Consider the following 26,577-nt stretch of genomic DNA (forward strand, 5'->3'; position numbering starts at 1 on the left):
GCGTCAGTCACACGTGCGGCGCTCCGGCTTGTCCGCGCGGCACTGCGCCACGGACGGGAGCGCCTCGCGCGCCTCGTCCGCCACCTCCACCAGCTGGCGCGCGCACTCCTTCGCCGCCAGCGTGCCCTGGATGTCGAACAGGGACAGCACCTCCTTGCAGCGCTTCTGCATGGACTCCACGCCCGCCACGAAGAGCGGCTGCATCACCTCCGGCGTGAACGAGTAGCCGCTCGCCGTCGCCAACCCCGACTCCGGCTTGAACATCCACGTGCTGCGCCAGCTGCTCGCCACCTGGTCGAAGCGCGCCGAGCCCATCCACACCGCCTGCCCCGCCCCCGGCCCCACCATCCGCGGCTGGAAACCCGTGCCCTTGCGGCGGCAGAAGTCCTCCGTCGCGCCGCGCAGCGTGCAGACGTTGTACTCGCCCAGCCGGCGCGTCACCGCGAGCAACTCCGCCTGCTGAACCTCGGCCACGCGCGGCTGCGCCACGAACAAATCAATGGTGCGCAACAGCACGCTCACCGCGTTCTTCGGATCCATCGCCGGTGACGGGTTCATCCCTCCCGTCGAAATCACCAGCACGCGCTCCGCCCCACGCTCCACCGCCTGGAGCAGTGGAAGCCCGGAGCGCACCCCGCCGTCGTAGTACGTCCCCGTGCGGTCACCCGCCGCCGACGGCAGCTTGCCCGCCGGGTTCGACAGCACCGGCTCCGCGATGGACGCCACGATGGCGTGAATCATCCCGCCCTTGCGCAGATGGTCCGACGCGCCCGGCTTGAAGTCCGCCGGGTCCTGGTCGCTCACGCTGAACACGTCGCCCGTCTGGAAATCCACCGACACCGACACCAGCTCCGTGCCGTTGTGCAACATCTCCGGCTGGATGAATTGATCCAGCTTCGTATAGATGCCGTCGAACTTCACCAGGCCCCGCGTGTCCTCCGCCAGCTTCCACAGCCACGTGGAGTTCACGCAGTACAGGTCCGACTCCACCGTGCACGTGTAGTTGCCCAGCAAGAGCCGCCGCGCGTTCGCCTCCTGGCCCGGAGTGTGGAACAGGTCCACCAGCGTGCTGATGAGCGCGCCCGTGCTCGTCCCCGCCGCCAGGTCGATTCGCGCGTCTCCGCACCCCTCCGGCGCGGGCTTGCCCCGGCACTGCTCCAGGATGCCCAGCAGCCGCCACATGGCCCCCGCGCTGAACGCCCCGTTGGCCCCGCCGCCGCTCAGCACCACCGCGTTGCTGGGCCGCTGCAGGTCGCGGCGCCACGAGCGCGCCCGCACGTACGCCGCCGCGGACGCAGCGCCCCGCTGGATGCCCTGCGCGAGCACCTCGCGCGTCAGCGGCACCTCCAGCGACTGCTGCAGCGCCGCGAGCGACGGACCAATCCCCATCGCGTTCGCGAGGAAGCGCTCCGCGTCCACCTCCTCCGCCGCCGCTGCTTCCACGGGGAGGGACTGCGCGGGCATCGGCACGCCCCACGCCGACGCCTTCACGGTCCGGTCGACGTAGCCCGTGCGCGCGTCGTTCTCATAGCAGGACGCGGAGTCGTTGCCCGCGTGCTGGACCAGGCACGCCGACATGTCCAGCACGGCCTCCGGAGACGCGCCCAGCGCCTCCATCCACGCGCCCACGCGCGCCGGATCCACATAGGAGTCCGTCAACTGTGCGCGCGTCAGCCCCGCCACGCGCTCCACCGCCGGCACCCGGACCGGCACGTCCTTCGGATTCGACGAGTCCGGGGTGTTGAGCGTGTCCAGCAGGACGTCCGTGCGCAGGAAGCTGCAACCGCTCGCCGTGGCGGCGAGGAACATCAGCAGGGGCGTGAGGTGACGGCGCATGGAAGACGCCTCCTTGACGAGGGAGTGGACGGACCGTCTTCCTCCTTAGCTGAAGCCCCCGACGCCCGGCCATCACCCGAAACGTCTGGCATCCGCAATCTCGCAAAGCACTGCTCGCGACGCGTCGCGGTGCGGTTAGCATGCGCCTCCCGTTCCGGAGGGTATCCCCTACATGGTTGAGTATGACCCGCATCGCTGGTGGAGCTACTTCCACTACCTGCGCGGTTCGATGGTGAAGGAGATCGTCGGCCGAGTGTTGCTGTGCGTTGTCTGGGCCGCGGCCGTGGTGGGCTTCTCGAAGCACGTGCGCGACGTGGGCGTGCCCCCGACAGTGCACACGCTGGCGGGCATCTCGCTGAGCCTCCTGCTCGTGTTCCGAACCAACGCTTCCTATGACCGCTTCTGGGAGGGCCGGAAGCTCTGGGGCGGCATCGTCAACGAGACGCGCAACCTGGTCCGCGCGTCAGAGCCCTTCCTGGGCCGCACGGAGCTGTTCGTCACGCTGGTGCGCTGGACGGCCATGTTCCCCTTCGCCACCGCCGCGTGGCTGCGCGGCCAGCAGCGGCACCTGGGCCCACACACGGACACCCTGCCCTCCGGGGAGGTGGCGGACGCGCTCAAGGCCCAGCACGTGCCCCTCAACGTGGCCCGCCGGATGACCGCCGTGCTGGACGAGGGCCGCCGCCAGGGGCTCTATCCCGAGTACGTCCAGATGCAGCTGGACCAGAACGTCCACCAGCTCATCGACTACCTGGGGGGTTGTGAGCGCATCCACCGTACGCCCATGCCCTTCGCGTACATGGTGCACGTGCGCCGCGCGCTCATCCTCTACTGCTTCACCCTGCCCTTCGCGCTGGTGGACACCTTTGGCTGGGTGACAGTCCTGGCCACGTTCCTCGTCGCGTATGTCTTCTTTGGTATCGAAGAGATTGGCGTCGAGATTGAAGACCCCTTCGGCACGGACGACAACGACCTGCCGCTCGACACCATCTGTCAGAGCATCCAGAACAACCTGCTGGCGCTCCTGCCCACCTCCACCGCGAGCACCCATGCAGACTCCGCCACCTGAGCCCGCGAGCTCCGTCCTCTTCCAGCGCAAATGGAAGGCAGAGCTGCGCGCCAGCGGCGCGATGACGCCTCGGGTGCCGGTGCAGTTCGTCGCCGAGCAAGGCCGGCCACACGCTCAAGAGCCTGGCCAAAGGGCTGCCCATCTTCGAGGCGCGCTTCGACGGCGCGCGTCGTGGAGGCAGGCAAGGTCTAGCCCTGCCTCCGCCAGCCGTGAAGGACTACTCCGCGACGGAGACCTTCACCTCGATGTTGCCGCGCGTGGCGTTGGAGTACGGGCACACCTGGTGGGCCGCCTCCATCAGCTGCTGCGCCTCCTCGCGGGGGACGCCCGGGAGGATGCCCGTGAGCTCCACCGCCAGGCCGAAACCGCCCTCCGGCGTCTTGCCGATGGTGACGGTGGCCTTCACGCCGGCCTTCTCATCCAGCTTCTTGCCGGCCTTGCCCGCGACCAGGCGCAGCGCGCTCTCGAAGCAGGAGGAGAAGCCCGCGGCGAAGAGCTGCTCGGGGTTGGTGGCCGTCTCCTTGCCGGAGCCGCCCAGTTGCTTCGGCATGGCCAGTTCCAGGCCGTCCAGCGGGCTGTTCTCCAGGAGCAGCTTGCCGTTGCGGCCGCCGTGCGTGATGGCGGTGGTGGAGTAGAGCGGCGAGATCTGGACCGGGGCCATGGTGTTGCTCCTTCGTGACGTCGTGGTTGGAAACCGCGTGTGTCTCAAGCGCTGCGTGAGGAAACCTTTTCGAACAGCCGCTGGATGTCCCGGCGCAGCCGCGACAGCTCCTCCAGCGTCAAACCGGTGCGGCAGACGATGGCCTCCGGGATGGACGCGGCCTTGCGGCGCAGGGCCTTTCCCTGCGCGGTGAGCGACACCGTCACCGACCGCGCGTCCTCCGTGGAACGCTCGCGGCGCACGAAGCCCTGCGTCTCCAGCCGCTTGAGCAGCGGCGTGAGCGTCCCCGAGTCCAGGTACAGCTTCTCCCCCAGCTCCTTCACCGTCACCCCGTCCGTCTCCCAGAGCACCAGCATCACCAGGTACTGCGGATAGGTGAGCCCCAGCTTCGCCAGCAGCGGCGTGTAGGCCTGCACCATCGCGCGCGACGCCGCGTAGAGCGGGAAGCACAGCTGCAGGTCCAGCCGGAGGAAGTCGTCCGTCGACATGGGGAATATGTAGTGCACAATTTAATTGCGCGCAACTGAATTGGAGGCGCGCTGGGAAGGTGGGCAGGGGTGTGGTACAGCCGCCACCCCCGGAGTGCCCGGGAACTGTCGAGGACGAGTGATGCTCAGGACGGTCACCGCCACGCGCTACGTGACGCCCTTGCGCGAAGGGGGCTCGCTGCCCGCCATCGTGGAGGCGAACGACGCGGGGCTCTATGTCGTGAAGTTCCGTGGGGCGGGCCAGGGGGCCAAGGCGCTCATCGCGGAGCTGTTGGCGGGAGAGATTGCTCGCGTGCTGGGCCTGCGGGTGCCGGAGCTGGTGTTCGTGGAGCTGGACGTGTCACTGGGGCGCAACGAGCCGGACAGTGAAATCCGCGAGCTGCTCAAGTCGAGCGCGGGGTTGAACCTGGCGCTGGACTACCTGCCGCGCTCGGTGACGTTCGACCCGCTGGCGGTGCCGGTACCGGAGGCGCAGGTGGCGTCCGCCATCGTGGCCTTCGACGCGTTCGTGACGAACGTGGACCGCACGCCGAAGAACCCCAACCTCCTGGTGTGGCACCGCAACCTCTGGCTCATCGACCACGGGGCGGCGATGTACTTCCACCACTCGTGGGACGGATGGGAGGAGCGCAGCCAGACGCGGTTCGCGCCCATCAAGGACCACGTGCTGCTGCCGTGGGCGCACGGGCTGGCGGAGGCCGGGGACCTGCTCCAGGCGCGGGTGACGCGGGAGGTGGTGGAGCGCATCGTGGGGTCCATTCCGGAGGCGTGGCTGGGCCAGGAGCCCGCGTTCGCGTCCACGTCGGAGCACCGCGCGGCGTACGTAACGTGGCTGATGCGCAGGCTGGAAGCGGCGCCGGGGTTCATCGAGGAGGCGACGCGTGCCCACGCCCAGCTCGTTTGATTACGCCATCATCCGGCTGGTGCCTCGCGTGGAGCGCGAGGAGTTCATCAACGTGGGCGTCGTCCTCTTCTGCGTGCAGCACCGCTTCCTGGGCGCGCGCGTGGAGCTGGACGTGGCGCGGCTGAAGGCGCTGTCACCGGACGCGGACGTGGAGCTGCTCGCGGGCCACCTGGAGAGCTTCCGTCGCGTGTGCGTGGGCGGGAAGGACGCGGGGCCCATTGGACGGCTGCCGCAGAAGGAGCGCTGGCACTGGCTGGTGGCGCCGCGGAGCACGATGCTCCAGACGGGACCGGTGCACGCGGGCCTGTGTGACGACCCGGACCGCGCGCTGGAGCACCTGCTGGACACGATGGTGCGGGTGAAGCCCGCCTCGTGAGCAGGCAGGCGGACGGGCCCTGCGTCCGCTTGTGAGCACATCGCGGATGGCGCCTGCACATCCCATCGTGAAGAGAGTGGGGAGCCCTGGACGTTCGTCCCGGGGCTTCCCATTTTTCGCCGCGAGGCATGGGGAGGTGGCGTCCGTACATGGAGCCGTCAGCGCTGCGCATCGTCACGTACAACGTCCGCTACTTCGGCCACATGCTGAGGGGGCTCGCGAGCACCCTGGGCCCCAAGCGCCGGGTGGCGGCCGCCCTGGCCACCCTGGACCCGCTGCCGGACGTCGTCTGCCTCCAGGAGGTGGAGACCTCCTCGCTGCGCAGCAACATCGTCCACCGGCCCACCCGCCCGGGTGAGACGCAGCTGGAAGCCTTCATGGAGCGCGTGGAGGAGACGTTCGCCCTCCAGGGGAGGGAGATGCCCTACGAGGCGTTCTACTTCCGCGCGCACCACTACAAGGTGGGTGAGCTGTCGCTGTACACGACGGGGCTGGCGATGCTCGTCAACACGCGCACGCTCCAGGTGGACCGGCACAACGTGGAGGCGCCGGAGCACATCACGCACCACCACGTGCAGGGCCTGAAGGAGCGCAAGCAGAGCCGCATCTGCGCGCACATGCGCGTCTTGCGCCGCTCGGATCAGCGCGCGTTCCACATCTTCAACACGCACCTGAGCCTGCCCACGCCGTTCGCCCGCGAGTTCTGGGCCACGCGCGACAAGATGGGCTGCGGCGTCAACCAGCTCCACGAGGCGAAGAAGCTCACGGGCTTCATCGGGCTGCACGCGAAGGAGGAGCCGTTCGTGGTGTGCGGGGACTTCAACTCGCCGCCGTCGTCGCCGGTGTTCCGCTATCTCACGGGGGATGCGCACCTGACGTGCGCGCAGGCGTCGGTGGGGCAGATCAACCCGACCCTGTCCCGCGCCTTCCCCACCGCGGGCTTCATGCACATGCGCATGCACCTGGACCACCTGTTCTCCGGTGGCGGCGTGAGCTGGCTGGACACGGCGGAGACGCGGCCCTTCGGAGACCTGACCAGCCGCTTCCACGGCCTGTCAGACCACGTGCCGCTCATCGCGCGCTTCCGGCTGGATGCTCCGGCTCCCGCGCTGGTGACCTGAGAAGCGGGCCGCCGCGTCCCCGCCGGGTGCTCCCCGCGCGCGCCTCGCGTGGGCAGCGTGTCCATTCGGAGGCTCGCGACGATGATTCGACTCCAGCGTGTTTACGACGAGCACGGCCCGGACCCTCGGGCGGAGACCCGCTTCCTGGTGGACCGGCTGTGGCCACGGGGGCGCAAGAAGGCGGACCTTCACCTGGACGGCTGGCCCCGCGAGGTGGGACCCAGCACGGAGCTGCGGCGGTGGTTCGCCCACGACGTGGCGCGCTGGGACGAGTTCCGGCGCCGGTACACCCGCGAGTTGGATGCGCACCACGACGCGTGGGAGCCGCTGCTCGAGGCCGCGCGCCAGGGCCGCGTCACCCTGCTCTACGGTGCTCGCGACACCGAGCACAACAACGCCGTGGTGCTGAAGGACTACCTGGAGGCCCGACTGAAGCGCGCCTCGCGAACGAAGCCGCGCCGCACGGTGCACTAACCCGCGTCGCGCTCCAGCGCCTCCCACGCGTCCAGGATTTCGCGCGTCTTGCGCTCGGCGAGCGCGTGGAACTCCGGCGCCAGGTGGGCCACCTTGTCCGGGTGGTATTGCGCAATGAGCGTGCGGAACGCCTTGCGCGCCTCGTCCCTGGGGGTGCCCCGCTCGATGCCCAGCACCGTCCAGGGGTCCTTCGTCTCGGGCTCGGGCGCGACGGCACGGCTGCCGCGCGGGGGCGTGGGTTCGCCGGATTGCCACTCGCGGGCCCTGCCGGAACCCGGGCGGGCGCCAGTGCTTCCCCGCGAGGACTCATCGTCGCGGGGCTCGGAGGAGGCGTAGCGCGGCGGAGCCCTGGGCGCGGGCTCCGGGCGGCGGTGGCCGGGGCGCTTCTCCGGGTCGGGCGCGGGGATGCTGTGAGACAGGCGGCTCAGGGCCTCCTGGAGGAACCACAGGTCTTCAGCGGGACTGGCGTGCTTGCGCACCACCGCGCGCGGCTTGCCCCCCTCCAGCAGCACGTAGCCCGTGGCCGCCGCGTAGGCGCGCTTCTTGTCCTCCGGGTAGAGCCGGTCGCCCAGGTCCCCCAGCGGATCCCTCCACATGCCTTCCGTGGTGCCTTCGTCCGCCACGATGACCTGAGACAGCACGTGCCCGAACAGATCCTCCAGCGCCGCGAAGGGCTCGCGAGCCTGCGGGGGACGCGTCATCACCGCGCCGTGGCGCACCCCTGCCACGAGCAGCAGCCCCTGCGCCGCGTCCACGAACGAGAAGAGCTTCTCTCGTACCTGCTTGTCGGAAAAGTAGAGAACGGCCTGCACGGTCCCCAGGAGCCTACCTGCTTGCGGCCGTTCTTTGGACAGGGTCGCGTGCCCGGGCGACAACATGGAAACAGTGCTTCTGATGGCTGTCGGCATGCCCCTGCCGCCATGTGCCTTGGAGGAAATCTCTTGAGCACCGTTCCCACCAACTACGCGGAACTGACCCGACGCGCTGTGGCCTCCTATTGGAGCACCTTGCAAGAGCAAGGGACACGGCAACGTGACGGCGATGCGGACCGAGGCAAACGGTCCGCGGTCACGGGTGGCAAGCAGATGAACGGGTTCTGCCACCTTATCAGTGAACTCCTGCGCGCCAACGGATTCACCGACGAGCACATCCACATCGAGCAGAAGCTGGAACTCCCTGGCTATTTCCGGCCCACCAAGCGATGGGACATGGTCGTGGTCTTCGAAGGGAAGCTCGTCGCTGCATTGGAGTTCAAGTCCATGGCGGGTTCCTTCGGGAACAACTTCAACAACCGGGCCGAGGAGGCCATCGGAACCGGTGCCGACATGCGACTCGCGCTCAAGAAGGGCGCTATGGGGAAAGGCGCAAAGCCCTGGATCGGGTGGTTGATGCTGCTGGAAGACAGCGTGGAATCCACCCGTACCGCCTCGGTCAAAGAACCGCACTTTCCTGTCCTGCGGGACTTCCAACAGCAGTCCATCGCAGGCCGGTTCGCCGTGCTCTTCCGCAAGCTGGTAGAGGAGCGCTATTTCGACTCGACGGCGCTACTCATGTGCACTCGGACCACAGGTCAGACCGGGCTTTACACTGAGCCGCATCAGGACCTGGCCATGAAGCCATTCCTGACCTCCCTGGCAAATCACCTTCAGCAGTTCCGCCGCTATTGACGAAAGAGTGCCATGCAACTCCAGATGGATCTACCAACGCATTTCGGTCCGGACGCGTACCAGTATGGGAAGCGCACTTCGGGCGAAACGCATGGGGTCGTGCTGACGAAGCCCCACATCGTAGACCTCATCCTGGATCTCGCCGGCTACACAAGCGACCGCCACCTGCATGAGCTTCGCCTCCTTGACCCAGCGGTCGGAACAGGGGCGTTCCTGGTCCCCGCGGTTCACCGGCTGATGTACGCCGCGAAGCGAGACGGTCTCCGTCCTTCCGAGCTGGGAGCGGCGCTCACGTCCTTTGATATCGACCCGTCGCATGTCGATGCCGCACGTGCCCACGTGCGTGAAGCGCTGAAAGGACATGGCGTCGCCGTGAAGGTCGCAGCGCGGCTCGCGGAGCAGTGGGTTCGTACTGGAGATTTCCTGCTGACCCCACTCACACCTTTCGATGTCGTGGTGGGAAACCCACCGTATGTTCGCATCGAACAACTCTCCCAGCGACTCCAGGCCGAGTACCGGCGCCGCTACGTCTCCCTCTTCGACAGGGCAGACCTCTATGTCGCGTTCATTGAGCGCGGCCTTGACCTGCTCAAGCCCGAAGGCAGGCTGTCGTTCATCTGCGCGGATCGCTGGATCCTGAACCGCTATGGCGCCCCCCTGCGCAGGAAATTGACGGAGCAGTTTCGAGTCCACTCCTATGTGGATCTCCACCGCGCGTCGCCGTTCGAGTCCGAAGTCATCGCGTATCCGTCCATCTTCTCCATCAGCCCGGGACGCTCGGAACGGGTGGCTGTCGCAGCCATGGCACGGGCGACACCGGATGAGTGCGAATCCCTGCGCGACCAGCTTCTCCGTGCGCTTCCCGTCACGCACCCCGGGGTTTCCGTCAGCACCTATGACAGCTGGTTCCAGGGCGACGAACCCTGGGTCCTCAGCACACCCGAGCACCTGGAGGCCCTCCGCGCGCTGGAGGCGCGATTCCAGCCCATTGAAGCAAGCGAGGCGACGCGGGTTCGCATTGGTGTCGCCACGGGGAGCGACAAGGTCTTCATTGTCCCCGCCGATGCGGACATTGAAGCCGACCGCCTGGTACCGCTGGTGAAGCGCGAGGACATCCAGGACGGGCAGATCGCGGACGCGCGACGCTGCGTCATCAACACCTTCACCCAGGAGGGGCGTCTCGTTGACCTGAAGCGCTACCCGCGACTGGCGCGCTACCTCAAGTCGCACGAAGAGGTCCTCCGGCGGCGGCACGTGGCCCAGAACAACAAAGCAGGCTGGTACCGGACCATTGACCGCGTCTATCCGGAGCTGGTCCAGCGTCCCAAGCTGTTGATTCCCGATATCGCCGGTTCGAACGAGGTCGTCTTCGAGGCGGGGCATTATCACCCGCACCACAACCTCTATTTCATCACCTCCGAGGACTGGGACCTGGAGGTCCTCGGTGGGTTGCTGGGTTCGAAGGTGGCTCTGTTCTTCATCTGGGCCTATGCGGTGAAGATGCGCGGAGGGTACCTGCGGTTCCAGGCGCAATACCTCCGCCGCATCCGCCTCCCCTCCCCTACGGCGTTGCCCAGGAAGTTGTCGGATGCGCTCCGGAAGGCATTCCGTCAGAGGGACTTCACCCGGATGGATGAGTTGGCGCTCGTTGCCTACGGGCTGAAGTCCCTGCCCGCCTTTGATTTTGTCGATACCCGACGTTAGGCGCAGGGGGCTCTTCCACAAGGAATTCCGACAAGACACGGTTCAAAGCGGCTCGACCCGGGGGCGGGCTTGCGAAAGAGTCACCCTCCCCTATGCGCTGCTGCCACCGCCACGCCCCCGTCGCCGCCGCCGGGTCCTCCGACCCGCATCCGTTCAGCCTGCCCGGCGCCACCGAGCACTACGCCGCGCCCCGGCCCGTGCGCGCCGAGCACGTGCGCATCGAGCTGGACCTGGACTTCGCCCAGCGCGCCCTGGCCGGCACCTGCACCACCCGCGTGTCCGCCGTCCGCACCGTGTCCACCGTCACCTTCGACGCCGTGGACCTGGACGTCACCGAGGCTCGCGTCGACGGCCGCTCCGTCACCTTCTCCAACTCCGGCGCGCACGTGCGCGTGGATTTGCCTCGCGCGCTCGACGCGGGCCAGGCGTGCGACATCGCGCTCACCTACCGCGCCCGCCCCCGCCGCGGCCTCTACTTCTGGGGCCCCGACGCGGGCTACCCCGACCGTCCACTCCAGGCGTGGACGCAGGGCCAGGACATCGACGCGCGCTGCTGGTTCCCCTGCCTGGACACGCCCGCGCAGAAGGCCACGTCGGAGGTCATCGCCACCTTCCCGGCGCACATGACGTCGCTGTCCAACGGCGTGCTCGTCAGCGACGTCACCACCGGCGAGCGGCGCACCCAGCACCACCGCATGGCGCAGCCGCACGCGCCCTACCTCGTCACGCTGGTGGTGGGCGAGTTCGACGAGGCCACCGACACCGCCGGCACCACGCCGCTGCGCTACCTGTTCCCCAAGGGGCGCCGCGAAGACGCGCTCCGGTGCGTGGCACGCACGCCGAAGATGATTTCCGCGTACGAGTCCATCACCGGTGAGCCATTCCCGTGGAGCGGCTACGCGCAGGTGTTCGTCACGGAGTTCATCCTGGGCGGCATGGAGCACACCACCGCCACCACGCTGGTGGACACCGTGCTGCACGACGCGCGGGCGCATCTGGACTACAACGCCGAGCCGCTCATCTCCCACGAGCTGGCGCACCAGTGGTTCGGCAACCTGCTCACCTGCCGCGACTGGCCCCACGGCTGGCTCAACGAGGGCTTCGCCACCTACTTCGAGGTGCTCTGGAAGGAGCGCGGCGACAACCGGGACGAGGCCGACCATCACCGGGCGCTCGACCTGGAGGCCTACCTCTCCGAGACGCGCGAGCGCTACGCGCGCCCCATCGTCGCCCGGAAGTTCCAGGCGCCCATGGACCTGTTCGACCGCCACCTCTACGAGAAGGGCGGGCTGGTGCTCCACGAGCTGCGCCGCCGCGTGGGGGATGACCTCTTCATGCGCGCCCTGCGCCACTACGTCGCGTCCCACCGCCACGGCGTGGTGGAGACGGTGGACCTGGCGCGCGCCTTCGAGGCGGCCACCGGCCACAACCTGGACCCCGTCTTCGACCAGTACGTCTTCTCCCCCGGCCACCCGGAGCTGAAGGTGGAGGTCCGCTACGAGGCGGACGACGCGCGCCTGCGCATCACCGTGCGCCAGACGCAGCGCACGGAGTCGGGCACGCCTGTCTTCCGCCTCCCGCTGGAGGTGGCCGTCACGGTGAACGGCGAGGACACGCGCCACCGGTTGGAGCTCACGGACGCGGAGCACCGCTTCCACCTGCCCTGCCCCGCCGCGCCCACGCAGGTGCGCGTGGATCCGCGCCGCGACGTGCTGGGCACGCTGGATGTGGACAAGGCCGTGGGGCTGTGGCGCGAGGAGCTGGCCAATGCCCCGGAGGCCCGCGCACGCACGGAGGCCGCGCACGCGCTGGGGAAGGACGGAGGCCTGCGGTCGGTGGAGGCGCTGGGCCGCGCGCTGAAGGACGCGAAGCGGTTCTGGGCCACTCGCGCCGCATGCGCGAAGGCGCTGGGCCGCATCCGCACGCCGGAGGCTCGCGCGCTGCTGCTGGACGCGGTCGCCACCGAGCACCCGCGCGTGCGCCGCGCCGTCGTCGCCGCGCTGGGCGAGTTCCGCCACGACGTGGAGGCGGCCGGGAGCCTGCGCTCGGTGCTGGAGGCCGGTGACGCCAGCTACTTCGTGGAGGCGGAGGCCGCACGGGCACTGGGACGCGTGCGCGCGCCGGATGCGCTGCCCCTGCTGGAGGCCGCCACCGCCAGGCCGTCATTCCAGGACGTCATTGGCGCGAGCGCGATGGACGGGCTCGCGGAGACGCAGGACCCCGCCGCGTTCCCGGTGGCCGTGGCACGCACCGCGTATGGCCAGCCCGCGTTCCTGCGCCGCGCGGCCGTGAGCACCGTGGCGAAGCTGGCGGAGGTGGCGAACCGCAAGCGCGAAGCGGTGGACCTGTTCGCGCAGCTCTTGCGCGACCCGCAGTTCCGCGTGCAACTGGCGGTCTGCGACGCGGCCTCCACGCTGGGCGACCGTCGCCTGCTGCCCGCGCTGGAGGGCACGACCTTCAGCGACCCGCGCACCCGCCGCTACGCCCGCGAGGCCGTGCGCACCCTGCGCGAAGGCGCGCCCCAGGCCCGTGAAGTCGCGTCGCTGCGCGAGGAACTGGACGCGCTCAAGCAGGAGACGCGCACCCTGCGCGAGAAGCTGGAGACGTTCACGCTGAACGCGCAGCCATCCGCCCCCGTGCGGAAGCCTGTGCGCAAGCAAGCGGCGAAGCGCGGCCGCACGCCGCCCCCCAAGCGCCGACGCTAGGCCGCTCGCCCGGCCTCCAGGGGCGCTGTCAGCGTCCTGCCCTCCAGCTTCGCCGGGCCGCTCCGGCCCACAGTGTGTACCTGTAGGCAAAGGGAACGCGCACGGGCGCCAAGACGCGCGCCCGCCAACGCCGGGGAGACCCCACCTCCCGGCAGGGCCGGCCACGCGGAGGAAGAGACGCGTGCCGGGTCCCACCAGGAGCGAGGCATGGCCGGAGGAGCCGCACGGGAGCTGGAAGCCATCTTGGACGCCGCGGTGGACCCCATCCTCGCGTGCGGCCCGGAGGAGCTCATCCTGTACGTCAACGCGGCGACGGAGCGGCTGCTGGGCTGGGACCGCGAGCAACTCGTGGGCAGGCCCATCACCGACCTCTTCCCGCCTCGCCTGCACCACTTCCACGGCCTCAGCCTGCCGCGCTACCTGCTGTCGCGCCGCAAGGCGCTCGGCGGGCGGCCCACGCGCGTCTTCGCCCGGCGTCGCGACGGCGTGGAGTTGCAAGTGGAAGTCACCGTGGGCGCCACCGGCCTGGACGGAGATGAGCGCATCGTCTTCACGCTGCGCCGGATGCACGAGGTCATCGACTCGCTGGAGGAGCCGGTGGAGCACATCCCCGGCGGCCCCGACGCGGCCTCGCATCAGGAGACGGCGGACCGGCTCTACCGGCTCCTCGTGGAGAACGCGCCCCTGGGCATCTTCCACTTCGACCGCGCGCCCGTCGTCACCGCGTGCAACGAGCGCTTCGCGGGCCTCATCGGCACGTCGAAGCGCAACCTGGTGGGCCTGCACCTCCTCACGCTGCACGACGAGCGCATCATGGCCTGCGTGCGCGAGTCACTGGCCGGCCACTCCTGCGACTTCGAAGGCGACTACCGCGCACTCACCACCGGCAAGGTGACGCCCGTGCGCGTGCGCTTCGCCCCCTGCTACTCCGAGGACGGAACCGTGGTGGAGGGCGGCGTCGGCATCGTGGAGGACATCACCGAGCGCCGCCGCGTGGAGGCCGAGCGCGAGGAGAACCTGGCCCAGCTGGACCTGCTCGTGCGCAGCGCGCCAGTGGGCATCGGCTTCCTGGACACGAACCTGCGCTACGTGCGCGTCAACGAAACGCTCGCGCGCATCAACGGCATCCCGGCGGAGGACCACACGGGCCACACGCTGCCGGAGCTGCTCGGAGAGCCGGGCACCATCGCGGAGCAGGGGCCCCGCTCCGTGCTGCGCACCGGCGAGCCCATGGTGGGCCAGGAGTCCGTCTCCGACGAGGACCTGGGCGCCCCCGGCCCCCGGCGCTGCTTCCGGGGCAGCTTCTATCCCGTGCGCACTCCCGACGGCCGCGTGCTGGGCGTGGGCGTCCTCATCGAGGACATCACCGAGCGCAGACGCGCGGAGGAGGAGCGCGCGCACCTGTACCGCGAGGCCCAGGAGGCCGTCCGCGTGCGCGACGACTTCCTCTCCATCGCGAGCCACGAATTGAAGACGCCGCTGACGCCCCTGAGCCTGCGCCTGGCCACGCTGGAGCGACGCCTGGAGCGCGGCGAGAACCTGGACCCCGGCGTGCTGCGCCACGCGCGCCACCAGCTCACGCGCCTCACCGGCCTCATCAACGACCTGCTGGACGCCTCGCGCATCGAGGCAGGCCGGCTGTCCCTGCACCCGGAGTCCACCCGCCTGGACCTGCTGGTGGAGCAGACGCTCGCCGGCATGGAAGGCCAGAAGGGCAACCACACCTTCGACTTCGAGCCCCCCCGGGAGCCCGTCTCCGTCCACGGCGACACGTTCCGGCTGGAGCAGGTCATCTCCAACCTGCTGGAGAACGCGCTCAAGTACAGCCCGGACGGCGGAACCATCCGCGTGCGGCTGTCATTGATGGACGACGTCGCGGTGCTGTCCGTGACGGACCCGGGCATCGGCATCCCGGAGGACCAGCAGCAGCAGTTGTTCGACCGCTACTTCCGCGCGCGCAACGCCTCCACCCGCTCCTACGGAGGGCTGGGCCTGGGCCTCTACATCAGCCGCGACATCGTGGAGCGCCACGGCGGCCGCATCTGGGTGGAGAGCGAACCGGGCCGGGGGTCGACCTTCTACGTCGCGCTGCCGACACTCGCCTCCGTGCGGCCTGCCCTCCCGCAAGTGTGGCCTGATCGCCACCTCCACTGAAGCAGCGGTCGACCTTCACCTGAAAGAACTTCAGCCCTGCCTCTCCGCCCCGGACGAAGGCTGCATGCAAAGGGCTGGAATCCCACGCTCCCCAGCCCTGGCACGCCCCCTGCTCATGTGAGGGCACGGGAGGGAGAAGACCCATGGAAAACATGACGATGAAGAGCGAGTCCCCTATCAGCCAGGACAACGACGGGTGGCTTGTCCGGGTGAAGGTCGGCGGGCGCATCCAGGAGGTGCGCTGCACCTCGGAGAACCAGGCGCGCTACTTCGCGGCCGTGCTGTCCTTCAACAACGCGGTCCCCCCCTCGCGCATGCGCCACTAGCGCGCGAGGAGGAGGCGCCCGGCGTCAGGCATTGCGCCGGGCGATGTCGGTCGACAGCACGTTGGCGAAGGACACCCAGCCCAGGTACGGGGCCATGAACCATGGCGCCTTGCGGTCCACGCGGCTGGCGGCGGCGGTATACGCCGCGATGCTGCCCAGCAAGGCCCAGTTCTCCACCGCCGCGGCCTTGAGCTGGCGCTTGCGGAAGAACAGATGGGACCACGCGGCGTTGAGCCCCAGCTGCACGAACCACAGGCCCAGCGCGCGCGAGCGCTCGGCGCCCGCCGGTGAGCCCCAGATGCGCCAGCCGGACACGGCGATGAGCCCGTAGAGCGCCGTCCACACCGGCCCGAAGGCCTGCCGCGGCGGTTGGTAGGGCGGCTTCTTCAAATGCTTGTACCAGCGCCCCTCCACGGCCTCGCGGGTGCTGCGCGCGTTGAGGAAGACCGCGCCCGCGGTGAGCGCGCTGAAGGCACCCAGCGCCACCAGCGATTCACGGTTGAGCGTGGCGTTGTGTTCCAGGCCCTCGGAGCCTCCCAGCTCGCTGAGCTGCATGTCGTTCCTCCCGGACGTGACGAAGCCGTTGTGCGAGCCCACAAGCTGTGTCCTCGGGCCACTGCCCGCCACGCGCGCCTGCCTGCCCGGCCCGCGAGTATGCGCCGGAACTCCTGCTTCGCGGACTTCTCCGAATCCTCCTGGATGAGAGCGTCTCCCATGAGGGTGCGGGCGTGCTGACGGGGCGAGTCCCGGAGTAGCGTCTCGCCGTCGACCTCGTGGGGAGGGGCCGTGGCGGGTGAGACGTGGAAGATGCTCCAGGAGCGCTGGCACCATCACGGACGCGTGATGCTGTGGATTGCGTTGGTGGCCACACTCGTCGCGTGGGCGTGCGAGTGGGCTGGGGGCCTCGAGAGCACGGAGCACATCGCCTACGACGACGCGCTGGTTCGGTTCACCGGTAGCCCGGAGAAGTCCGGGCAGGTGGTCGTGGTGGCCATCGACCAGGACTCCATCGATGAAATCAGCAAGGACTCGCAGCTCCAGATCAACTTCGGCAACTGGCCGTACACGCGCACGCTGTGGGCGCGCATCGCGCAGGAGCTGAAGGCCGCGGGAGCCAGGGCCGTGCTGTTCGACGCGGTGATGGACGAGCGGACGGCCGACGAGTCCGCCGACCTGGGCTTCGCGCAGGTGCTGCGTGAGACAGGCCTCCCCTTCTACGTGGGCATGTCGAGCAGCGGCTCGGCGGACCCGCTGGCTCGCGCGGACTTCCAGGCCCCCGTGCCGCTGACCGCTCCCGAGAGCGCTCCCGCCACCAGCCCTCCACAGGACGACTCCTTCCCCGAGGAGTTCGAGGACGCGCCGGCCCCCGCCACGCCCGTGCTGGCGGACGAGGCCCTGGCGCGGGCGCTCGCATTCCCCGCGCGTTGGACGAATGGGAAGGCGTTGCCCAAGCTTGGGGACACGCCCTCGAAGCCGTCATCGAGTCGCCGCAACCCGGTGCCTCCGACGCCCGCGCTGGTGGGCGCGGTGAACGGGGTCGGACTGGTGGACATGGAGGCGGACGGGGACGGCTCCATCCGCCGAACGTCCTTCGCGTACACGGACGGCACCAACACCTACGTGACGCTGCCGGTCCGGATGATGGCGGACCTGCTGGGCGCGAAGGAGGTCACGTTCTCCGGTCGCACCCTCCGCCTGGGCGAGCGCACGTGGCGCGTGGACCCGGACGGCAGCGCGGCGCTGGACTACCGCGGTCCATTGGAAGAACGCTTCAAGATGGTGCATATGGTGGACGTGCTGAACGACTGGATCCGTCGCAGTCAGCGCAAGCCCTTGAAGCTGGGCGCGGCCATCTTCCAGGACAAGGTCGTCGTCATCGGCGGCACGGCGGTGGGCCTCAACGACATCAAGGCCACGCCCTTCTCGGCCGCGGAGCCCGGGCTGGTGAAGCAGGCCACGGTGGTGGACACGATGCTGTCGGGAACGTTCATCACCCGCGCGCCCCTGGTCGTGGACCTGGGCCTGACGTTCTTCGTGGCGCTGCTGTCCGCGGTGCTGCTGATGACGGCGCGCTGGACACCGCTGGAGGTGGCCTGGCCGGTGGCGCTGGTGCTGGGTCTGCATGTGCTCACGGGCCTGCTGCTCAAGGCGCACACGCACGCGCTGATGGCGATGCCCGCGCTGGCGGGCGTGGGCGCCAGCGTGGCGGCGCTGGCGTTCAACCACCTGGTGGCCAACCGTGAGACGCAGTTCATCCGGCAGGCGTTCAACCGCTTCATGGAGCCGAAGCTGGTGGAGCAGATGATCCGCTCACGGCAACTGCCGCGCCTGGATGGGGAGAACAAGGAGATCACCGCGTTCTTCAGCGACATCCGCGGCTTCTCCACCTTCAGCGAGCGCTTCAAGGAGGACCCGCGCCAGCTGGTGCGCATCCTCAACACGTACCTCACGACGGTGAGCGGGGCGCTGCTGCGCGAGGGCGGTTGCCTGGACAAGTACATCGGCGACGCGGTGGTGTGCCTCTTCGGCGCGCCCATGGCCCAGGAGGACCACGCCGTGCGCGCGTGCCGGGGCGCCCTGGCGGCGAAGGCCGCCGTGGAGGCGCTGCGCGTGGACTTCCGCGAGAAGGGTTTCCCGGACGTGTACACGCGCATCGGCGTGAACAGCGCGGTGAACTTCGTGGGCAACTTCGGCAGCGACCAGCTCTTCAGCTACACGGCCATTGGCGACGGCATGAACCTGGCCGCGCGCCTGGAGGGCGCGAACAAGGCCTACGGGTCGGTCATCATGATTGGCCCGCGCACGTACGAACTGGCGCACGAGCACATCGAGGTGCGCGAGCTGGACCGGGTGCGGGTGGCGGGCAAGACGGAGGCCGTCACGGTGTACGAGCTGCTCGCGCTCAAGGGCCAGCTGGACGCGTCCACCCGTCACACGGTGGCGCGCTATCACGAGGCCCTGGGGCTGTACCGTGAGGCCCGCTTCGCGGAGGCCGTGAAGGTGCTGGAGGCGGAGGCCGCGCGATCGCCGGAGGACGGGCCCACGGCGAAGCTGCTGGAGCGCTGCCTCGAATACCTGGAGGCGCCCCCGGAGAAGTTCGATGGCGTCGCGAATCTGGAGAAGTGACGGCGTATCAGGTTGGGGAGGATGACGATGAGACGATGGACCTGGGGCGTCGTGCTGCTGGCGCTGGGACTGCCGGCGACGGCCGCGTGGGCAGTGAAGAAGGACGAGAAGCTCTACGTGAAGGCGCGCAACACCCGCGTGCTCAAGAGCGCGGTGCCCACGGCGGACGTGGTGGCGGTGCTCCAGCCCGGGCAGCAGGTGACGTGGAAGGGCGCGGACCCGAAGAACGCGCAGTGGCACCAGGTGACGGAGCCCGGAGGCAAGGCCGGCTACGTGTTCCAGACGAACCTGTCCACGAAGCCGCCCGACATGGAGCTGGTGTCCAAGGACGGCAAGACGCGCGGCATCGACACGGCCTCCTTCGTGTCCAGCGGCGCGGCGGTGAAGGCGCTGAGCCCCGGCGCGGAGAAGTATGGCAAGGAGAAGGGCGGCGACTACGCGGTCGCGGTGTCGCAAATCAAGGCGCTGGAGGCCCTGGCCCTCAAGGTCACGCCCGTGGAGATCGACGCGCACGTGAAGCAGGCCGGGCTGTTCCCGGTCGTGGCGCCCAACACGAAGCTGGGCCCCCAGGCGAAGAAGGCGGTGAAGTGATGCGCGCGCGCATGGGGATGCTGGCGGTGGCGGGCCTGGGGCTGTGCCTCGCGTCCTGTGTCCAGGTGGCGAAGGGCCTGAGGGCCGCGAACCTGGGCGAGGACGCGAACCGGGTGGCGGCCGCGGCGGAGAAGGTGGGGTCCTGCGACAAGCTGAAGGTGGAGCCGGCCATCCAGGAGGAGTACGCGCTGGGCAGCGCGCTGGCCATCCACTGGGCGCAGCAGAGCGGCGGGCTGATGCTGTCAGGCGCGGCGGAGGAGAAGCTGAATGCCTACGTCAACACGGTGGGCCGCAACCTGGCCATGCAGTCCCCCCGGCCGGAGCTGAGCTGGACGTTCGGCGTGCTCAAGGACGCGGAGAACTTCAACGCCCTGTCCGCGCCCGGTGGCTACGTGTTCGTCACGCGCCGGTTGCTCCAGGGCGTGGACAACGAGGCGCAGCTCGCGGGCGTGCTGGCGCATGAGGTCGCCCACATCGTGCTCAAGCACGCGCTGCAGCAGTACGTCTCCGTGAAGGTGAGCACGTGCAAGGGCGCCGCGGTGACGGGCGCCGTGGTGTCGACGGTGGCCTCGAAGGTGGTGGGCGCGAGCCGGGCGGACGGCCGGCTGGACCTGGACTCGGACACGGGCCTGATGGGGAAGATGGTCGAAGGCACCGTGGACGCCTTCGGCAAGGGCAACCGCCGGGACGAGGAGCTGGCGGCGGACGCGCTCGCGGTGGAGCTGCTGCTGTCCGCGGGCTACGACCCGGGGGAGTATTCGCTGTTGCTCGGCAAGACGACCGGGGGCGGCGGACTCCTGGCGAACCACCCCAGCGCGAAGGACCGCAGGGAGCAGATTGCCCAGCTCGTCGCGGCGCGGCGGAACAACGCGGATCCGCTCGCGCGGGTGGACGTCGCGTCGCTCCAGCGGCCGGCCCTGCCCGCGGCCTTCGCCGTCGTGGGGCCCGTGAAGAAGTCCACGGGCGTGGCGAAGGACGCGAAGTAGGCGGAGGCCTTCAGCGCACCGTGGCCTGGCTCAAGGCGCGGTGCACGGACTCCAGGGCCTTGCGCGCCTCCAGCAGCTCGGCGCGCTCGGCGGTGAGGGACGCGACCTGCTGGGCCAGCACGTCGCGCTCGCCCTGGAGCGTCTCCACGGCGCGGCGCAGGGAGGAGGACTCGTCCTTGGCGCCTTCCAGCTCCACGGCGAGGCGCTCCTCTTCCGCCAGGCTGTCGGCCAGGGCCAGCTTGCCCTTGGTGACGACCTGCTCCAGGGACTCGTGCTCCTTCGCGGCGGCCTGGAGGGCCTGACGGGACTCCTGGAGGGACAGGAGCGCTTCGTCGCGCTCGCCTTCCAGGGAGGCCAGTTCGCGCTCCAGGTCGGCGAGCAGCTTCACGCGGCCCTCCATCTCCGCGGACAGGCGGCGGGCCTCGTCCATGCGCAGGCGGGCCTCCTCGGTGGCCTTCTCCGCCTGGCGGCGGGCGACCTCGAGGTCCTGGGTGAGCGTGAGGTTGGCCGCCTTGACCTTGGTGAGCTCCGCCTGGAGGTGGGTGATGCGCTCCACGGCGCGCTGGCCGGCTTCCGCGACGGTGGCGGGCAGCGGCTCCGGGCGCGGGTTCTCGCGCACGGCCTTGAGGCGGGCCTTGAGCTTCTCGCGGCGGGATTCGGAGTCGTCCTCGCGGGGAGGCGCGGGCGTCTGCACCTCGACGGGGGCGGGCGCGGCTTCCTGTCGGGCCACCGTCTCGGTGGTGGTGACGGTGGAGGCCTGGACGGCAACGTACGTCGTCATGGGCTCGGCCTCGGAAGGCATGCGGAGGGCCTGAACGCCCATCCGTCCATCGAACTGTACTCCGGGAGGCGGGCCCGCGAACGTGGCCGGCATTCCCCGGGGGGCTTCCGCCTGCGCCATCGCCGGGGGCGGCGAGGCGAAGGTGACTGGCGCGCCCCGAGTGTCGGCGCGAGGGGCTTCCGCCTGGGGAGGCACCGGCGCGGGGACGGCTTCCGCACGCGGAACAACCGGAGCCGGGTGCTCCACGCGGGCCACGTCAGCGCGCAGCGCTTCGGTGTGCGTCACGGAGTGGGCCAGGGGCGCCACGCGCATCGGGTCCACATGCGTGGCGGCTTCCGGACGCGCCGTCAGCGCATCCCAGCGCGCGGCGGCGGGCGGGGGCGGCTCCACGTGCGTGGGCGTCGGCTCGGCGCCCAGGGGCTCCTGGCCGAAGGCCTCGACCACGGACTCCCGCTGCTGCGCGACGGACACGTTCCACGCGGACGCGGCGACGGCCTCCGCCACTTCGCGGTGCGACACTGGCGGCACGGCTTCCGCGTCCCAGACGGACTCCTCGGGCGCGGTCTCCTGCGCCACGTTCCAGCCGGGCGCGGTCTCCTGCGAGTCCGAGTCCAGCCACGGCGCGGGCGCAGCCTCTTCCTCTTCGCGGTGAGCCTCCGGGGACACCAGCGCGGACAGCGCGTGGGACACCGGCGAGAACGAGGGCGCCGTCACCGCCGGCAGCCCCTGCGCGGCGGCGGGCGGCGCGGTGTGCCTGGGCGGTGCGTTCAGCGCGGCCTCCATCGCCTCGGCGGCGGTGGGACGCGGGCCGGCGCGGCGTTCGATGCGCGAGCGCACCTCGGAGGACAGGTCCGGCGACTCCGCGACGGGCGCGGTCGCTTCCGGCGTGGTGGGCTCCGCGGCGGCGGCGGTCCCCGTGGGGTCGGCCGGGTCGAGGGCACCCGTCAGCGCCCCCAGGCGGAGGCGCGGCTTCGCGCGGGACACGTTCTGTTCGAAGGCTTTCTTCATGGGGAAATCTCAGCCGGCTTTCGTCGCGGTGCCGGCCTTCACCGCCGCGGCGTGCGCGGCCACCAGGCGCGGCAGCACGTTGTCCAGCATGGCCTGGATGTCATTGGCGCCCTTGGACGTGGGGTCCGCCACGAACACCGGGCGGCCCTCGCTGGAGGCCTGCGCGAACTTGGTGCACTGCCGGATGATGGTGGGCAGCAGGTACTCGGGGTAGTGCGTCTGGAGCGCCTCCAGCGCCTCCTTCGCCAGCTTGAAGGTGGCGTTGAAGGAGTTCACCACGATGAACACGTGGTCCAGCACGTGGTTGAGGTCCTCCTCCAGGCTCTGCACCGTTTCGAACAGCAGCTTGAGGCCGTGGAAGGACAGGAAGTCCGCGAGCACCGGCACGAACAGGTCGTTCGCGGCCATCAGCGCGTTCAGGTTGAGCAGGCCGAAGGACGGAGGCGCGTCGAAGACGATGAAGTCGTACTGCGACTCCACGTCCTTGAGCGCGTTGCGCAGCTTGAACTCACGGCCGGCCATGGGCATCAGCGCCAGGTCCACCGTGGACATGCTCAGGTTGGACGGAATGAAATCCAGGTTGGGCAGGGTGGACTTCTGCACCACCTGCGCGAGCGGCGTCTTGCGGACGAGCACGTCCAGCAGCGTCTTCTCGAAGTCCTCGCCCTCGTAGCCCAGGCACTTGGTGGCGTGGCCCTGGCTGTCCAGGTCGATGAGGAGGACGGCGTAGCCCAGCTCCGCCAGGCGCCACGCGTAGGACGTGGACAGGGACGTCTTGCCGGTGCCGCCCTTGAAGTTGAGGAAGAGCTGTCTGCGCAGGCCCGCGGTGGGCGGGAACTTGTTGAGCGTCGTGCGCAGCTCCCACACGTCTTCCGGGCCGTAGGCGTCCTTGCGCAGCTCCGCGGGGATGGACTTCGGAGTCACGCCGAGCATCTCGGCTACCTGCTTCGAGCTGTACGTCGGCGCTTCCATGAACGACCCTTCGGATGACGTGTGAGGCCTGGGCGGGTTGCACCTTGCCTCAAGCGGCGAAGTATTTGTGCCCCCTTCGCACGATGGCCCCTCGGGCCACCAGCAGGGCAACAGCCTCCTGGGCCAGCTCCGCCGGAGCGGACAGCCCGGACGTCAGCTCGGCGAGCGAGCGTCCGCGAACGGCGACCCGCACCTCCTGCAACATCGCCCCACACAGCGCTTCCACGGGAGACGGACCGCGCTTGGGAGGAACCGGCGGCTGGGCGGCAGGCGCCGGAGCCCGGGCCGGAGGAGGCGCGCCCATGGCGACCAGCGCGGCCTGCACGGGCGTCCGCCGCACGGCGGGCTGCGCGGGCGCGGCGGGAGGAACGGGGGCCACCGGGCGCGAAGGCGGCGCGGCAGGGCCCGAAGCAAAGGACACGGGGCCACCGTTCGCGACCCGGGCGGGCGCGGGAGCCGCGGCGTGCATCGCGGCGGGTGCGGAGCGGGCCGCGCCCACGATGGCGACCGCGAGCGCGGGGGCGGCCATCGGCGTGGCGGTCCACTGCGAGGTGTTCGCGGCGACGTCCGCGAGCGACACCGGCACGGCGGCGTGCGCGGGAATCGAAGGGAGGGGCTGCGCCGCCGCGACCGGGGCGCTCACCTGAGGCGCGCCCATCACGGCCACCGGCTGCACCTGCGCCACAGGCTGCGCGGCATTCACCGTGACGGACTGCGCGCTCTGCACCGCCACGGGCTGCGCGACCACCGCCACGGGCCGCGCCACCTCCGCGACCACAGGAGCCGCGCGCACGGGCTTCACTTCCAGCGTCGCGCGCACAGGCTTCACGGGCAGCGTCGCCAGCCGGCGGATCTCCCGGCGCCGGTGCGCATCATCCAGCGCGACCACCGCGGACACGTCGTGCCCCAGGATGCGCGACAGGCTCTGCGCCGCCGCCTTGCGCACGCGCGCCTCGCCGTCGTCCAGCGCGCCCAGCAGCAGCATCCGAGCGTTCTCGCCCCGGCCCGCGCCCAGCGCCAGCGCCGCCAGCGCGCGGACCTCCGGATCCGTGTCGTGGATCGCGTCCTCGCCCAGCCGCCGCGCCGTCTCCCCCTCCAACCCCAGGGCCAACAGCGACGCGCGCCGGCGCACTGACCGGTCCGAATCCTTCATCGCCTGCGCCAGGTGCGGCGCCGCGTCATTCGGGGCAAGCACCAGCAGCGCCTTCAACGCCGCGATGCGCACCTCAGGCACCGGCGACGACAGGAGCGGCGACACCACCGACGCGCCCTCCTCCCGGCACAGCCCCGCGAACGCCTGCACCAGCGCCACCTGCGCCGTCGCGTCCGTCTCCGCGTGCAGCGCCGCCGCCAACGCGGGCGCCGCCGCCGGATGCGCCAGCGCCTTCAGCCGCTCCGCCGCCCGCACCCGCGCCGCCGCGTCCGCCGCCGACAGCTCCCGCACGGAGAACCCGAACAGCGTCTCGTCCGTGGTGCTGCCCGTATGCCCGGACAGCTCCGCCATCTGCTCCGGGCTCACCCGCAGGCGGCCCTCGCTCTGCAGCCGCTGCGCCTCGCGCGCCACCGGCGACAGCCCCGACTCCGCCGCGCCCGACGACACCGTCGAAGCCCGGGGCGGAATGGCCGGCGCGGGGCGCTCCGCCCACGGCACGTTCGGATCGGAGGACTTCAGCGGCACCGCCGGCCCGTTGAAGGGCGCGCGCATCGCCGGCACGTCCCCGCGGAGGATCACCTCGCTGCGCAGCTGGGAGATGAACGACGCCAGGTCGAACCCCAGCTCGTCGTCATCGTCCGAAGCCATGGCGCGTGACTGCCCGGAGGAGTGGATCCGGCTCGCGTCCAGCAGCTTCGCCATCAGCTGGTCGCGCTCCAGCCGCAGCGCGTGGTTGAGCCGGGACAGCTCCTCGCGCTCGGCCTGCGCGCGGGCGCTCTTCACCTCCATCGAGGCCACCTCCCGGCGCAGGTCCAGCTCACGCTGGTGCCTCTCCGACAGGTCCTCCTTGAGGTGCGAAACCTCGTCGCGCGTGGACGCCAGCTCGCCATGCAACTGCTGCGCACGGGCCTCGAAGTAGACGATCTTTTCGAGTGCGCTCTTGAGCAGCGCGTCCGGACGCTCGTCACTCACGACTGGCTCTCGCCTCCCCGCGAAGGCGCTCGGCGGCGCTCCCCGGTTCGCTTCACCGAAGGGACTCCCCGGTTTCCCGGCTCGCCGCCGGGGCAGGCACCTTATGTCAGCCCTACGTGCTACGTAAACCACGGAAACACCAGGGGTTTTCCCCTGCTGGGGCACGCTGAGATTGACAACGCCGCCCAGGCCGATTTTTCGGCCTCGCGCTCGCGCGCACGCATGCTCCAATGCGGCGCATGGCCCCTTCGCGCATCGATACTGCGGTCACCCGGATGTTGGGCATTCGCTATCCCATCATCGCCGCCCCCATGTTCCTGGTGTCCAACGCGGCGCTCCTGGAGGCCGCCGGACGCGCGGGCGCCATCGGAGCCGTGCCGTCGCTCAACTACCGCACCGCGCAGGCGTACCGGGACTTCCTCTACACGTTCCCCAAGGAGGTGCCCTTCGGCGTGAACCTCATCCTCAAGTGGGCCGAGCGCCTGGAGGAGGACGTGGCCGCGACGGTGGAGCGCAAGGTGCCGCTGGTCATCACCAGCCTGGGCGACCCCACGCCCATCGTGGAGCGCGTGCACGCGTACGGCGGCAAGGTGTGGAGCGACGTGATTTCGCTGCGCCACGCGGAGAAGGCCGTGAAGGCCGGCGTGGACGCGCTCGTCGCGGTGGGCAGCGGCGCGGGCGGCCACGCGGGCAACCTGAGCCCCATGGTGCTGGGCCCGTGGCTCAAGGCGGAGTTGGGCGTGCCGGTGGTGCTCGCGGGCGCGCTGTCCACGGGCCGCCACCTGGCCGCCACGCTCGCGCTGGGAATGGATGGCGCGTACGTGGGCACGCGCTTCCTGGCCACGGAGGAGGCCGGCGCCGCGCCCGACTACAAGCAGGCGCTGGTGGACGCAGGGCCCGAGGACCTGGAGTACACGAAGGAAGTCACCGGCGTGCACGGCAACTTCATCAAGAGCGCGCTGGAGCGCTTCCGCTCGGGCCAGGGCAAGGCGTGGAAGGACACCTGGAGCGCGGGCCAGGGCGTGGCCTTCGTGAAGGACGTGCTGCCCGCCGCCACCGTCGTCGAACGCATGGTGCGCGAGTACTCCGAAGCCCGCGCCGCGCTGCCGTCCGAATCCTGAAGCGGTACTGAAGCAACCCGGGTGTCGAGCCCCGCTTCCGGCCCCTTCCGCCGGAAGCGCGCGGTCTCCCCGGACCCGCGACGTCGTCGCGAATCGCACGAAGCTACCTGCCACGTCGGGCGACCTCTCAAGGCCTTCCCGTGACGTCTTGGGAGGGGCGGAAGCGTGCCCGCCTACCACCCCGGTTCGGCGCGCGTGACGCGCAAGAAAAAACACCCGGGAAGCCTTGCCAAACGCGCGCGTGGGAACGGCGGAAACGGCGGATTGTCGAGGGTTTGCGGGCCCCGTCCGAACGCCCGGAGATGTCAGACCCCACTCTTAATCTGTGTCTCACGAGGTCACGCAAGGCAGCGACTTCTCCCCGGTACCTCTCCGTCTGAAA

The 26,577-nt window shown here is 70.1% G+C and carries 22 protein-coding genes; 14 read left to right on the top strand and 8 right to left on the bottom strand.

Annotation, left to right across the window (positions count from 1 at the left end):
- Window positions 1-3 precede the first annotated feature (3 nt).
- The gene (locus D7X99_RS16035; protein WP_121778578.1) at window positions 4-1,836 is read right to left on the bottom strand and encodes a patatin-like phospholipase family protein; all 1,833 of its coding nucleotides are present in this window, start codon (window positions 1,834-1,836) and stop codon (window positions 4-6) included.
- 172 nt (window positions 1,837-2,008) lie between these two features.
- Here D7X99_RS16035 and D7X99_RS16040 point away from each other — a divergent pair, with 172 nt between their 5' ends.
- Window positions 2,009-2,905, top strand: a complete 897-nt coding sequence (locus D7X99_RS16040) for a bestrophin family protein (RefSeq protein ID WP_121778579.1) — start codon at window positions 2,009-2,011, stop codon at window positions 2,903-2,905.
- A 217-nt stretch (window positions 2,906-3,122) separates the two neighbouring features.
- Here D7X99_RS16040 and D7X99_RS16045 read toward each other — a convergent pair whose 3' ends face one another.
- Both D7X99_RS16045 and D7X99_RS16050 read right to left on the bottom strand, forming a co-directional pair.
- Window positions 3,123-3,566, bottom strand: a complete 444-nt coding sequence (locus tag D7X99_RS16045) for an organic hydroperoxide resistance protein (protein ID WP_121778580.1) — start codon at window positions 3,564-3,566, stop codon at window positions 3,123-3,125.
- A gap of 44 nt (window positions 3,567-3,610) precedes the next feature.
- On the bottom strand, window positions 3,611-4,054 hold the full coding sequence (locus tag D7X99_RS16050) for a MarR family winged helix-turn-helix transcriptional regulator (protein ID WP_120574685.1): 444 nt from the start codon (window positions 4,052-4,054) through the stop codon (window positions 3,611-3,613).
- A 121-nt stretch (window positions 4,055-4,175) separates the two neighbouring features.
- On the opposite strand from D7X99_RS16050, the gene D7X99_RS16055 reads away from it, so the two are divergent.
- The 4 genes from D7X99_RS16055 to D7X99_RS16070 all read left to right on the top strand — a co-directional run bounded on the left by D7X99_RS16055 (window position 4,176) and on the right by D7X99_RS16070 (window position 6,929).
- Entirely contained in the window at window positions 4,176-4,958 is a 783-nt protein-coding gene (locus D7X99_RS16055) for a HipA family kinase (protein WP_121758188.1), read from the top strand.
- The gene (locus tag D7X99_RS16060; protein WP_121778581.1) at window positions 4,936-5,334 is read left to right on the top strand and encodes a DUF3037 domain-containing protein; all 399 of its coding nucleotides are present in this window, start codon (window positions 4,936-4,938) and stop codon (window positions 5,332-5,334) included. The genes D7X99_RS16055 and D7X99_RS16060 overlap by 23 nt, the downstream gene beginning before the upstream one ends.
- 149 nt (window positions 5,335-5,483) lie before the next feature.
- The gene (locus D7X99_RS16065) at window positions 5,484-6,455 is read left to right on the top strand and encodes an endonuclease/exonuclease/phosphatase family protein (RefSeq protein ID WP_121778582.1); all 972 of its coding nucleotides are present in this window, start codon (window positions 5,484-5,486) and stop codon (window positions 6,453-6,455) included.
- 81 nt (window positions 6,456-6,536) lie between these two features.
- Window positions 6,537-6,929, top strand: a complete 393-nt coding sequence (locus D7X99_RS16070; RefSeq protein ID WP_121778583.1) for a DUF488 domain-containing protein — start codon at window positions 6,537-6,539, stop codon at window positions 6,927-6,929.
- Here D7X99_RS16070 and D7X99_RS16075 read toward each other — a convergent pair.
- A complete protein-coding gene (locus tag D7X99_RS16075) occupies window positions 6,926-7,741 on the bottom strand; it encodes a J domain-containing protein (RefSeq protein ID WP_121778584.1) in 816 nt (271 codons plus the stop codon). The genes D7X99_RS16070 and D7X99_RS16075 overlap by 4 nt on opposite strands.
- Window positions 7,742-7,870: 129 nt before the next feature.
- Between D7X99_RS16075 and D7X99_RS16080 the strand changes: the two genes are divergently transcribed.
- From D7X99_RS16080 to D7X99_RS16100, 5 genes are all read left to right on the top strand, one after another.
- Complete coding sequence (locus D7X99_RS16080; RefSeq protein ID WP_233613428.1) at window positions 7,871-8,596, top strand: PaeR7I family type II restriction endonuclease; 726 nt, start codon at window positions 7,871-7,873, stop codon at window positions 8,594-8,596.
- Window positions 8,597-8,608: 12 nt separating this feature from the next.
- On the top strand, window positions 8,609-10,300 hold the full coding sequence (locus D7X99_RS16085) for an Eco57I restriction-modification methylase domain-containing protein (RefSeq protein ID WP_171805233.1): 1,692 nt from the start codon (window positions 8,609-8,611) through the stop codon (window positions 10,298-10,300).
- A gap of 92 nt (window positions 10,301-10,392) precedes the next feature.
- Entirely contained in the window at window positions 10,393-13,005 is a 2,613-nt protein-coding gene (locus tag D7X99_RS16090) for a M1 family aminopeptidase (RefSeq protein ID WP_121778586.1), read from the top strand.
- 207 nt (window positions 13,006-13,212) lie between these two features.
- Window positions 13,213-15,159: a PAS domain S-box protein gene (locus D7X99_RS16095; protein ID WP_121778587.1), complete on the top strand. Its 1,947-nt coding sequence runs from the start codon at window positions 13,213-13,215 to the stop codon at window positions 15,157-15,159.
- A gap of 143 nt (window positions 15,160-15,302) precedes the next feature.
- Window positions 15,303-15,485 carry a hypothetical protein gene (locus D7X99_RS16100; protein ID WP_120574693.1) on the top strand — a complete coding sequence of 61 codons (183 nt, stop codon included), beginning with the start codon at window positions 15,303-15,305 and terminating at the stop codon, window positions 15,483-15,485.
- Window positions 15,486-15,509: 24 nt separating this feature from the next.
- Here D7X99_RS16100 and D7X99_RS16105 read toward each other — a convergent pair whose 3' ends face one another.
- Window positions 15,510-16,040 carry a TspO/MBR family protein gene (locus D7X99_RS16105; RefSeq protein ID WP_120574724.1) on the bottom strand — a complete coding sequence of 177 codons (531 nt, stop codon included), beginning with the start codon at window positions 16,038-16,040 and terminating at the stop codon, window positions 15,510-15,512.
- A 231-nt stretch (window positions 16,041-16,271) separates the two neighbouring features.
- Here D7X99_RS16105 and D7X99_RS16110 point away from each other — a divergent pair, with 231 nt between their 5' ends.
- The 3 genes from D7X99_RS16110 to D7X99_RS16120 are packed head-to-tail and all read left to right on the top strand — an operon-like array spanning window position 16,272 to window position 20,188.
- Complete coding sequence (locus tag D7X99_RS16110; RefSeq protein ID WP_121778588.1) at window positions 16,272-18,611, top strand: CHASE2 domain-containing protein; 2,340 nt, start codon at window positions 16,272-16,274, stop codon at window positions 18,609-18,611.
- 27 nt (window positions 18,612-18,638) lie between these two features.
- Window positions 18,639-19,202, top strand: a complete 564-nt coding sequence (locus D7X99_RS16115) for an SH3 domain-containing protein (protein WP_120574725.1) — start codon at window positions 18,639-18,641, stop codon at window positions 19,200-19,202.
- Window positions 19,202-20,188 (top strand): M48 family metalloprotease, encoded by a 987-nt coding sequence (locus D7X99_RS16120; RefSeq protein WP_233613434.1) that lies wholly within the window; start codon window positions 19,202-19,204, stop codon window positions 20,186-20,188. Before D7X99_RS16115 ends, D7X99_RS16120 begins: the two co-directional genes overlap by 1 nt.
- Window positions 20,189-20,198: 10 nt before the next feature.
- Here D7X99_RS16120 and D7X99_RS43720 read toward each other — a convergent pair whose 3' ends face one another.
- The 3 genes from D7X99_RS43720 to D7X99_RS16140 are packed head-to-tail and all read right to left on the bottom strand — an operon-like array spanning window position 20,199 to window position 25,074.
- Complete coding sequence (locus D7X99_RS43720) at window positions 20,199-21,977, bottom strand: hypothetical protein (RefSeq protein WP_233613435.1); 1,779 nt, start codon at window positions 21,975-21,977, stop codon at window positions 20,199-20,201.
- Between the two features lie 9 nt (window positions 21,978-21,986).
- Complete coding sequence (locus D7X99_RS16135) at window positions 21,987-22,949, bottom strand: ParA family protein (RefSeq protein WP_120593744.1); 963 nt, start codon at window positions 22,947-22,949, stop codon at window positions 21,987-21,989.
- A 49-nt stretch (window positions 22,950-22,998) separates the two neighbouring features.
- On the bottom strand, window positions 22,999-25,074 hold the full coding sequence (locus D7X99_RS16140) for a HEAT repeat domain-containing protein (RefSeq protein ID WP_121778589.1): 2,076 nt from the start codon (window positions 25,072-25,074) through the stop codon (window positions 22,999-23,001).
- Window positions 25,075-25,349: 275 nt separating this feature from the next.
- On the opposite strand from D7X99_RS16140, the gene D7X99_RS16145 reads away from it, so the two are divergent.
- Window positions 25,350-26,195: a nitronate monooxygenase family protein gene (locus tag D7X99_RS16145; RefSeq protein ID WP_233613436.1), complete on the top strand. Its 846-nt coding sequence runs from the start codon at window positions 25,350-25,352 to the stop codon at window positions 26,193-26,195.
- The last annotated feature ends 382 nt before the right edge of the window (window positions 26,196-26,577 follow it).

The organism is Corallococcus sp. AB032C (genome assembly GCF_003668935.1).
In the GTDB taxonomy this organism is placed as follows: Bacteria; Myxococcota; Myxococcia; order Myxococcales; family Myxococcaceae; genus Corallococcus; species Corallococcus exiguus.